This is a genomic window from Edaphobacter sp. (assembly GCF_035532915.1).
Taxonomy (GTDB): Bacteria; Acidobacteriota; Terriglobia; order Terriglobales; family Acidobacteriaceae; genus Edaphobacter.
Genome location: NZ_DATKQC010000238.1, coordinates 1 through 3,924, shown reverse-complemented (window position 1 = coordinate 3,924; position 3,924 = coordinate 1). Strand labels below are relative to the sequence as shown.

The following is a 3,924-nucleotide window of genomic DNA, read 5'->3' as shown; positions in this document are numbered from 1 at the left end:
ATCGTTGGCCGCCACGCGCTGCGTTCGATGGCCATCCATATCGCGGAGGGCATCTGGAGCGTCAGTTCGTGGAACTGGAGAGCCGAGATGAGACATACGATTCCTTTTGGAACCAGGACGGCGGCCTCGGCGAACATATAGGCAGCGTCGATCTTCGTGTCGGGAAGCTGATAGAGGCCCCGCGCGGGCCGAATAATCTTTTCATCCCTGACCATGCGTGCCAGCGTCTCCGGCTCGATGTCCTCGGCCATGAAGTCTCGAAGGCGAAGCATTCCCCTGGACTTCAGCAGGTCAAGAGCACGGTCTCCTTGGGTGACAGCCATGTTATATTTCCTATGCTTATAATCGTAACAGGCTAGGTTTCATCACGCCACCGCCGCCCAACCGAGAGGCAAGCGGAATGTCGTTTTCAACGAAGCAAAACGCCATCGAATGCAAAAAAGTACATTCATCCCTATGACTGTTGTGTGAAGAACCCAACCGTCAAAACGCGCTCCCAATAGACTCCCAATAGCCTGTCCAGGCCGTACTTTTCGATACTTACGCGTCGCCATTCGTACCGTAGAATCAGTTAGATACGCGAGTGCGCGGCCACAACGAATCCAAAGGTTGCCTTTCTGCATGCCATCAAGGAAAGCAGATTGGGGCCGCCTCAAGCTGCTTGCTTCTTTTTTCGCATTCGGACAGGCCGAATGAGCACTTCGGCCGGTATGCGGAAGCGCTTGTTGAGCCGCCGAATCATCGCGAGAGACAACGCCCGATCACGACGCAGGACCTCATAGACGCGAGTTCGACTTCCAATGACTCCCACGAGAGCGTTTTTGCCCTCGCCGCGCTGTTCAAGACGAAACTTGATCGCCTCGATCGGATCTGGCATGTCGATCGGAAAGTGCGCTTCTTCATAGGCTTCCACCAGAGTTGAGAGAACATCGAGTCGGTCGCCATCGGGTGTGCTTTCCTCCGCTCCCCACAAACGTTCAATTTCACGCAACGCGGCGGCGTGATCAGCTTCAGTCTTGATCGGTTTCATTTGCATATTGGATGGTCCTCACATCAATGGAGTCGTATTCTTTGTGCGTCCCCAGCCATTTGATGAACACAATGGCCCGCCGATAATCCACTGCGGCTACAAGACGGTAGGCGTTTCCTTTGATGTTGAAAACAACTCGCCTTCCACTACGGAAGGCAGTAGAGATCGGTATCGGCCTTTGGGGAGGTCACAACCCAAATTGACAGTTTCACCGAATCAGATGCAGCGCCTGCGCTCCGTTGACAACGGCATCTGTAACCAGGCGCTGGTCGAAGGTGGCCAGTTGGCTGCCGTGTGCGCTGGCGAGTGCCAGAAGGTAGCTGTCTGTCACCTGCGCTGAATCCAGAAGACGACTGCCGTCCACACGTTTTACGTCAAGGAGCGTGATGTCGTCGGACCAGAATTCGTGGCCTGGCAGTGTACAGAGTGTTATCAGCAACTCCGCAACCGCTGCGGGTGTGCCAGGAGAGTTTGGATAACGCGCATGCCCAACAATTCGCAGAACACCATTTTCCGTGAGTGGGCAGGTGGCCCAGGCCTTCCACCCCCTTGCCGCGAACCACTCGTGTGCCCGGTCATGCTGGACATGAGCAGGGTCGATCAGCGCGATGAGAACATTGATGTCAAGCAGGAACCGTGTCAAGGCAATTCCTCGCGCAACTGATGCACCAATTCCGATGTCACCCTTGCGGTACCTGCGCGCACTGGCAAAAGGGGGACCCCATTTCGGGTCTGCAGCTTGGATTCGGCCGGATTCAACGCCCGCCTAGCCAGGGAAGAAATGACCTCCCCCACCGTCCTCTTTTGCGTTACAGCCAGTTCCTTGGCCACGCTTAGAACATCATCGTCGATCATCAGGGTGGTTCGCATCGCGGGCTTTCCTTACATCAAACATCAAACATCATACATCAAATGCATCAACTTGTTGACGTAAGGCACTATAATCTGTAGGGATTTTAGAAATCCAATGGATACTATGGATTCAGGTAATTTTTCACAGCCGCCTTAATCACCCACGAGATGGGCCAGATAATCAGCAGGCGAGACCACTGTCACTCCATTTCGCACTGCTTCCGGAAAGTACTTGAGATTTCCCGTCACTAGTCTAAAGCCACGGAAACGGCTGTGTGCGCATCTTCACGTGTCGCCGGCTTCGGCATCTGAAGCAGAGTCTCAACGACATCAATATTCTTCGCTGCTGCCGGCTCGATCTGCTTTTCCAGCATTGCCTCGAGGATGATTGGAGGTAACTGCGTTGCCCGCTCGTAGTCTTCGATAATCCTGAAGACAGTCCTCTCGTCGCCATCCAGCCATGCCCAAGGCGGAGTTGGCCGTAGTTTCCTTGATGCAGCCAAGCTCATCCTTGCTGGCATCCCAACCCGCAAAGAGTCGGGTTTCAATCCACTCGTACAATCGTCGACAACCGCGCAGCGGCTGGGAGGCTCCGCACGCCGTCAACGCCGATGAATTCCACCGAAGTCGTAGGCTGCGCCAATGGTGAAGCCCTGTGGATTGAGCGCGTGGTGGTGCAAGAAGTCCGTCCAGAACTGATACTCGTAGCTTCCGCGCACCCAAACATTCCGATGGACACGGTACTCCAGGCCTCCGCCCGGGGCATACACTGTCCGGGTGTCGTGCGTATAGTTCGGAACGCCTATATTAAAATCAATGCTGCCAAAACCCATCAGGAACTTCGCATAGGGATGGAAATTGCGGTAATGACGCCACGTATAGATCGGGCCGCCGCCGGCGGTATCCATGCGCAGAGTCGGGTCACCACCCGTGCGGCCGTAGTTGAGGTCGCGACCCTCCACTTCGATGCCGAATCCTTGCAGGAACGACGGGCCACGGTAGAAGTTCCAGTCCGCCCACAGCATGGGCCCCGACAGGCGGCCGCTCCAGTCGGTGTAGTAATTGGAATAGCCGACGCCAACGCTCAGCGGAAAGCGGCCTCCGTTGGCCGCCGGCACAGCTTGGGGAAAGGCCAGAACTGCCGGACTTGCCACGAGTACTACAAGAATCATCTTCAGGTATCTTAGGTACATCGAGATCCTCACTTTTAGTTCCGAGTTTCAATGGTTTGATCGGCACAAAACGATGGTAGCGGCCGAAAATCAACTTGTGCGATGCGTGTCTACCATTAAGTCGCCCCCTGCGCGATTTTAGCGCAGTCAGACTGTACGTTACTGGTTACGGCTACCACAAAACCAAAGCTCTAAAGTTTATGCAATGGCATGCCGGCCATATTGAGCGCGCTCTGCAGTCGATAGGCCGGTCTAACGTCTGGCACACTCGATGACTTCGAGAACGGAGTCGATCACGTAGTCAGTTTGCACAGGAGTCATTTTAGGGAAGATCGGTAAAGACAAATACCTTTATCAAGGAATGAGATTGGGGCCGCCTCAAGCTGCTTGCTTCTTCTTTCGCATTCGGACAGGCCGAATGAGCACTTCAGCCGGTATGCGGAAGCGCTTGTTGAGCCGCCGGATCATCGCGAGAGACAACGCCCGATCACGACGCAGGACCTCATAGACGCGAGTTCGACTTCCAATGACTCCCACGAGAGCGTTTTTGCCCTCGCCGCGCTGTTCAAGACGGAACTTGATCGCCTCGATCGGATCTGGCATGTCGATCGGAAAGTGCGCTTCTTCATAGGCTTCCACCAGAGTTGAGAGAACATCGAGTCGATCTCCATTGGGTGTGCTTTCCTCCGCTCCCCGCAAACGTTCAATTTCACGCAACGCGGGGGCAAGGTCAGGCCGAACGGGCGGGCCTTCATCGCAACTACGTTGGCGGTGTGGAGCGCGGAGAGCGCAACGTGGCTTTGGAGAATATCGTAAAGCTGGCCAAGGCCCTTTCGGTTCCACCGAAAGAGCTGTTCACGGATTTGTTCT

General features: G+C 55.0%; 9 protein-coding genes. 1 reads left to right on the top strand and 8 read right to left on the bottom strand.

From position 1 onward, the window contains the following. The 8 genes from VMU57_RS11465 to VMU57_RS11435 form a co-directional block, all read right to left on the bottom strand. A partial coding sequence (locus VMU57_RS11465; protein ID WP_325383486.1) for a type IV toxin-antitoxin system AbiEi family antitoxin domain-containing protein occupies positions 1–323 on the bottom strand: 323 nt, incomplete at its 3' end. A gap of 329 nt (positions 324–652) precedes the next feature. Further along, positions 653–1,030: a transcriptional regulator gene (locus tag VMU57_RS11460; RefSeq protein WP_325383484.1), complete on the bottom strand. Its 378-nt coding sequence runs from the start codon at positions 1,028–1,030 to the stop codon at positions 653–655. Further along, on the bottom strand, positions 1,011–1,196 hold the full coding sequence (locus tag VMU57_RS22840; RefSeq protein WP_349255566.1) for a type II toxin-antitoxin system HigB family toxin: 186 nt from the start codon (positions 1,194–1,196) through the stop codon (positions 1,011–1,013). The genes VMU57_RS11460 and VMU57_RS22840 overlap by 20 nt, the downstream gene beginning before the upstream one ends. A 42-nt stretch (positions 1,197–1,238) precedes the next feature. Continuing rightward, entirely contained in the window at positions 1,239–1,673 is a 435-nt protein-coding gene (locus tag VMU57_RS11455) for a TA system VapC family ribonuclease toxin (RefSeq protein ID WP_325383482.1), read from the bottom strand. Continuing rightward, complete coding sequence (locus tag VMU57_RS11450) at positions 1,670–1,900, bottom strand: hypothetical protein (RefSeq protein ID WP_325383480.1); 231 nt, start codon at positions 1,898–1,900, stop codon at positions 1,670–1,672. The genes VMU57_RS11455 and VMU57_RS11450 overlap by 4 nt, the downstream gene beginning before the upstream one ends. Positions 1,901–2,130: 230 nt before the next feature. Next, on the bottom strand, positions 2,131–2,385 hold the full coding sequence (locus VMU57_RS11445) for a hypothetical protein (RefSeq protein WP_325383478.1): 255 nt from the start codon (positions 2,383–2,385) through the stop codon (positions 2,131–2,133). A gap of 99 nt (positions 2,386–2,484) precedes the next feature. Beyond that, positions 2,485–3,054, bottom strand: a complete 570-nt coding sequence (locus VMU57_RS11440; RefSeq protein WP_325383476.1) for an outer membrane beta-barrel protein — start codon at positions 3,052–3,054, stop codon at positions 2,485–2,487. A 378-nt stretch (positions 3,055–3,432) separates the two neighbouring features. Further along, complete coding sequence (locus tag VMU57_RS11435) at positions 3,433–3,657, bottom strand: hypothetical protein (RefSeq protein ID WP_325383474.1); 225 nt, start codon at positions 3,655–3,657, stop codon at positions 3,433–3,435. A 41-nt stretch (positions 3,658–3,698) separates the two neighbouring features. Here VMU57_RS11435 and VMU57_RS11430 point away from each other — a divergent pair. Further along, the coding region (locus tag VMU57_RS11430) for a helix-turn-helix transcriptional regulator (RefSeq protein WP_325383472.1) at positions 3,699–3,924 on the top strand (226 nt) is incomplete at its 3' end.